Source organism: Chitinimonas sp., assembly GCF_041904975.1.
In the GTDB taxonomy this organism is placed as follows: Bacteria; Pseudomonadota; Gammaproteobacteria; order Burkholderiales; family Chitinimonadaceae; genus Chitinimonas.
Map to the genome: position 1 here is coordinate 1 of NZ_JAYRLZ010000256.1, position 6,020 is coordinate 6,020.

The following is a 6,020-nucleotide window of genomic DNA, read 5'->3' on the forward strand; positions in this document are numbered from 1 at the left end:
ATTTCGCATCGAGCCAGATGCAGGACGCTGCGCGAGATATGCTGCGTTACAGGTAGCGCTTGCGGCTTGCAACGGTGCATTCGGCCGGCAGGATCAAAAGGCCGCAGGTTCTGCCACCAACCAGGCCATCCACTTCCTTGCGTGCCTTGGAAATGGCGAGAACGAAACAAAGGCAGACCACTTCATATGATCTGCCTTCGCAATTGCCGGTGCGGAACCGAGCAATGATTCGCGCTACTGAATCGTCGTCAACAACGTCAGCTTCTGGTTGCTGAGCATATCGCCAGCATCCTTGCCATAGCCGACGAAGATCTGGGCACCAAGCAGTGCTGAATTGACGCTGTCCGGCAAGCTGGCAATGGCAACTTCAATATTGCCCGCCGCGCTCGTGCTATATGCGGCAGGTATATCCGCTGGCGAGTAGGCTTCCCAGTTACTGCCACGGCGTACAAACACTGCGCCATTGAACACGGCGGCTATGTACACATTGACCGTCTGACCCGCATCTGCCGGCAATGGGGTAATGGTGGCGCTGTAACTGACCGCGCCATTGGCAGCAACGCGATGCGGAGCAAAGCCAACGGTGGCACTACCGCCACTGACGGCAGCATAGGCTTTGGCGGCATCAAGAATGCCATATCCCCAGCCATGGTTCGGATTCGCCGGTAGTGCCACACTGGCATTGAATGTCGGCAAATTGGTACTGAAGCTATTGCTCTGTACTTGGCCGAGCAGGGCTGTGCGCAGTTCGTCATAACGCAATGTCGGCTTTTTCTGCAGCAGTAGCGCTATGGCGCCCGCCACATGGGGTGTGGCCATGCTGGTTCCGTTCAAAGCAATATGCACACCGTCAGGATCTACCGCAGCCTGATCGCTTTTTTTGCTGTCTCCGGCCAGAGCCGCCATGATCATGGCACCAGGTGCGGTGATTTCTGGCTTCATGATCTGCGGGCATTTCACCAGATTCGAACAATCGCGGCGCGGCCCGCGGCTGCTGAACAAGGACAAGTCGCCTAAAGTGCCGACATCAGTGCGGCTGCTCGCGCCTGCCAGACTGGAAAAGCTGATCTTGGTGTTGTAAGACGCTACAGCCAGTACCTTGGTGGCGGTTGAAGTATCAGTGAGAATGCCGCCGGTCACCGCCTCGGTGAAATTGGTGAAGCTGCCGCCATTGGCGTCTTCGGCGCCGATCATGCTGAACTTGATCGGTGCCGCGAGCGTGGTCGCTTTCAGGGAAATGTTCCACTGTCCGGATGCCAGCGGCGATGTGCCTGCCGCCAGATTGATCAGGATCTGTCGATCATCATTGTTCGGGTTGATATCGCTATTGCTGATCACGATATTGCCGCAGCTGGTCTGAACATCAATCGGTGTTGCACCGGCTTTGGAGACACCACTGCTGCAACTGCCACCCGGCCCGCTGACCGTGACTTCGATGGCCGCCGTACCGGGATACCACATGTTCAGCCGGTAGGACTTGCTGGCGTCCGGCACCTGGTAATGCAAGTCAACCGTCTGACCGGCCGCCAGATCGCCCGTGGCGCGAATCTTGGCATCTCCCTCATTGCCGGCCGCGCCGACCAGGAAAAAACCGCTATCTACTGCATTCGATAGTGCCCGTTCGTAATTCGATGTACCGTCGCCGGGCCCGTTGGTGTAAGCCCCGAGACTCAGATTGACCACGGCCGGTTTGCCGGCAGCCTTGGCGACCGATTTGATATAGGCGACCGCATCGACGACGGCATTACTGGCCTGTACACCTGCGCCGATCGCATTGGCGGCAACGATATCGGCTTCGGGGGCCATGCCGATGTGGCGAAATGCCGCCTTGCCGTTGCCGGTGGCTTGGCCGTTGCCTGCTGCGATACCACCGACATGGGTGCCATGACCTCCGCTGGAGGGCTGGGTACAGGCAGTGCTACTGCCCTTGATTGCAGCGTTGAGCATGTCAGGGGTGCAAATGCCGCCATAGTCATAGCCGGCAGGCGGCGTGCCGGCAGCACCACTGGCGCGCATATCCCACAGCGACAGCAAGCGCGTCGTTCCATCTTGCTTGCGGAAGTCGAGATGCCGGAAATCGAGGCCGTCATCGACAATACCGATGATCACACCCTTGCCGGTCGCGCCGCTCCAGTTGAATGGCGAGCCGCTGCGCAGGGTGTCGGCCCGGGTTGCCGGAACGCTTGCATCGAGGCGCGGCTTGAGCGGTTGCGAAGCCTCGATGTAGATCACGCCGGGCAGCGCAGCAATCGCCGAAAGCTGCCGCAATGGCAGGCGCACGCTGGCTACATCGCCCAGCACGCTGCGCACGACCGCGCCTTTGGCCTGCACCGCGGCCAATGCATCGCCATCAAAGCGCAACAGACCATCCACCATGGCTTCACCGCCAAGGCGGCTGCGCGCGACCGATGCAGCAGGCATCAGTTTGTCGGTCAGGTGCGGGTGGGCTGCCAGCGCGGTGAGCGTGGCGTCCAATTTGGTGGCGGCTTGTGCGCCAGTTGCGGCAAGGGCCGCTGTCAGCAAAAAGGTGATGCGTTTTGAAAGCATGGACTTCCTCCAGGTTTCGCCAAGGCAGATGGATCTGCGCTCTGGTGGCGGAATTGACTAGACACGGTCGCCTTGCGGCCACCGGCTACCCAAGATAGTCCAAGGCACTCGTTTCTGCCGTTATTGGGTAAAACGGAAATTGGTTTGGCGATAGCGCTATGCAGGGACGTCTTCAAACCGATCGGGAGAAGTCCTTCATCGGTTCAAGCAGCTGATGGATCTGTCGACGGACTAATCCGGAAAAGGCTCATTAGCGCCGACATGTTTCAAATAATGGCTCAATGTTTGATGCGGCTGCAGGATGTAATGGCGCGCGTGCAAACTGTAAGCATTGATTCGATCAAGGCGAAATTGTCGATGAGTGTTGCGTAACTCGCACCATGCAACCAGAGTCCACCTGTCTCCCCAGAAAAACAGCCCGAGCGGAAAGACGCTGCGCGAACTGTTGATCCCGCTCTCATTGCAATAATGCAATTCAATGACCTGCTGCTTGGCGATTGCATCGCGCAATGGCCCGAGCAAGGTGAGCGGGTAATTGTGGTGATCCGGCACATACACCGGCAGGCTGGCCGGTTGGCGCAATTCATCCGGCAAGGCGGTGCGAATCTTGGCCAGTGCCAGTTCGGCTGCATGCGCCAGCGCCGGGTCGCCCCAGGCGCTGACCATGCGTGCACCTAATTTCAAGGCATCGAGCTCGGCGCGATCGAAGGCCAGCGGCGGCAGGTCGAGCTTGTGCCTGAGCACATAGCCGATGCCGGCTTCACCTTCGATCGGTACCCCGCTCAGCATCAGGTCGCGTACATCGCGGTAGACGGTCCGCTCCGACACCTGCAAGCGCTCGGCCAGCCAGCGCGCGGTGGTCAGCCGCCGCGCGCGTAGCAGCTGGACAATCTGGAATAAGCGATCGGCGCGGCGCATGGCTGCCTCAACGTGGCGTAACTTGCATATGGCCCATGATCAGGCAGCCGCTGGTGGCATATGCAGGCCGACATGATTGCCTTCGCTGTCGCGCATTACGGCGATATGCCCGATTTCCGGGCTCAGCAGCATTTTCGGCATGACCACGGCGCCGCCAGCTGCCGGCACGCGCGCCAAGGCGCCATCGATATCGGGGGTATAGAGGGTCGGCCGCGCAACGCGAAATAAACAGCCGTTTTTAACTTAACAATCTGAATTATAATGATTTTAGCTACAAAATCCGGGTCTCAAAATCCAGAGGCTGCAACTCTCGATCGAAGTCGAGCGTGTAATCCCCGAACCGGTTGACATGGGCCCTTCGGTACGGTGCAAGCCCCGCTAGCACCTCGGAGTTCAACTCCGCGCCATCACGCTTCATCTCTGTCAACACCTTGGTCATCTGGACCACGTTGTGCAGGATCAACATGTTCGCTACCAAATGGCTGTACTTGGTTAGCTTGCGTTGTTCATGCCGAATATTCTCGGCAATTACCCCTTCTCCACCAAAGAATACCCATTTGACGAAGTCGTTGAATTCCTCGCTCTTGTTGGTGGCGGCAGTGATTGTCTTACGCAGTTCGACATCGGAAATGTAGCGCAGCAGAAAAAGCGTCCGAATCGCCTTGCCTAGCTCACGGAACGCGGCGTACATCTTGTTCTTGCGGCTGAAGGTGCCTAGGCGGCGCAGGATCGTCGAGGCGGTAATCTTGCCGAGCTTGATCGATACCGCGACTCGCATCATGTCATGCATGTGGGTTTCAATCAGCTTCCAATCGATGCTCTCACCGAACAGGCTGTCGATATTCTTGTATTTGACCCCAGTCTCCGGTCGAAAGAAGGTCAAATCCTTGACGTTACGGATGCGCGGCATCAACTTGATGCCCAAAAGGTACGACAGGGCGAAAATCGGATAGCTCTGCGCCTGGGTATCGCCGTGAACTGTGTCTGGCTTGATATCAGACTCGTTGGCCATGAGGCCATCGAGGATGTACACGCCTTCGTGCACACCACAGGGAATGAAGCGGCTGAACAGCGCAATATACTTGTCCGATACGTGGTAATAGCCAATGCCGCCGTAGCCACCATAGCGAATGTGGTATTCGGACACCAGGTTCTGCTCGTAGACGCTCCACTTGGTACCGTCAGCCGAGGCCGACTTGCCGGTTCCCCAGTAGCTCGGTAGGTCAAACTTGTTGTAGGCGTTGATTACCTGGACGATGGCTTTGTCCAGCAGCTCTTCGGTCACGTACTTGAGGTTGAGCCATGCTACCTGCTTGCGAGTGAAGCTCTTGATCGATCGTGCCGTTTGCGTCGGACCCAGGTTGCACCCGTAGCAGAACAACGTGGTCACGAAACGCATCATCGGGTCCTCCACTCTGCTCTCAGTGCCGGCCAACGGCCGGAAGTGCTCGTGAAGGTTGAGCCAGCGCGTGGTATCGATCAGCACATCGACAATGCTGATGGTTTGCAGCGCATCGGTGATAGCCTGATCCAGCACCTTGATCGCCGTTGTGACTTCCGGCCGTTGCATGCGCTTCAAAATAAGGCGGCCATCGACGATGTCTGCGTGTGCGTTTTCTGGAAATCCTTTGTCCGTCTCGTCGGCCAACGTAGTGAGTGCGAGCTTGAGGCCTTCGGTGAAGGCGCCCGGGCTGGTTTCCACGCCGGTGACTTCACCGTATTCCGCCAGCTCTTGCTCGAAGGTATCGTTGTCTACCAACTGTTCGCGATGGTCGTCATAGCGCTCACTGTCCTGGATGCATAGGTCACCCGAGCGCAGTTCGTCCTTGATCTGGTGGAGGATCGCCAGTTCAAGGTACTTCCTGTCCACTTCTACGACTGGACCGGTTGCGGGCTTGATCAGGACCAGTTTGCGCCAGTTTCCGGTCAACCAGTCTAGATCTTTGTCCAAGGTGAGCTGTAACGTCTTGAGCTCGACCTTGGCCATACGAGTTGAGCGTAGCGAGAGCAGGCTGGCAATCAGTCGTTCCATCGACGTATCCTGGCTAGTCGAACGCAGCGACATAATTTCCAGACAATTGAACAATAGCGGCCGCACATTCTGGTATGGCTGCAACATGAATGGCAGATGGTTCCGACCAGCGAAGGCCATATGCTCTTCGCATTCGGCCAACAACGCATCGGGATCGGCAATGAGCGTGTTCCCGATCGCGTCGACCCGCTCGGTATCGGTGCCATTCAAGCGATAAGCGTCGAGTATTTCTTTGAGCTGGCCGATGAGCATGTCGGCTCGCTTGGTATGCTCCAGCTGGTAGGCAATTAGCTTCTGCTGCGCCAGGTTCTCCATGTTTTGCATCAGGCGAATGAAGAGATCCGCCGCATCGTCGAGGGTGCGGCTGTATTGCGCGCGCACAAAAATGACAGCGAGTGCATAGCGCTTAGTGGGCTTCAGTTGGCTGGCCTCGCTGGCATTCAGTGCCAGGGCCATATAGCGGAAGAAGCGCAGCTTCGGCACCGGAATAGGTACTAGAGGAAATTGCTGGGCAAGGTGTTTA

At 57.6% G+C, this 6,020-nt stretch carries 4 protein-coding genes; 1 reads left to right on the top strand and 3 read right to left on the bottom strand.

The window, feature by feature from the left end; genetic code table 11:
- Window positions 1-190 (top strand): hypothetical protein (locus tag ACE3OH_RS18205; RefSeq protein ID WP_374356477.1); only part of this gene is annotated, 190 nt, incomplete at its 5' end.
- A gap of 44 nt (window positions 191-234) precedes the next feature.
- Here ACE3OH_RS18205 and ACE3OH_RS18210 read toward each other — a convergent pair.
- The 3 genes from ACE3OH_RS18210 to ACE3OH_RS18220 all read right to left on the bottom strand — a co-directional run.
- Entirely contained in the window at window positions 235-2,547 is a 2,313-nt protein-coding gene (locus ACE3OH_RS18210) for a S8 family serine peptidase (protein ID WP_374356480.1), read from the bottom strand.
- A gap of 231 nt (window positions 2,548-2,778) precedes the next feature.
- Window positions 2,779-3,465: a helix-turn-helix transcriptional regulator gene (locus ACE3OH_RS18215; protein WP_374356483.1), complete on the bottom strand. Its 687-nt coding sequence runs from the start codon at window positions 3,463-3,465 to the stop codon at window positions 2,779-2,781.
- 271 nt (window positions 3,466-3,736) lie between these two features.
- A partial coding sequence (locus ACE3OH_RS18220; protein WP_374356486.1) for a Tn3 family transposase occupies window positions 3,737-6,020 on the bottom strand: 2,284 nt, incomplete at its 5' end.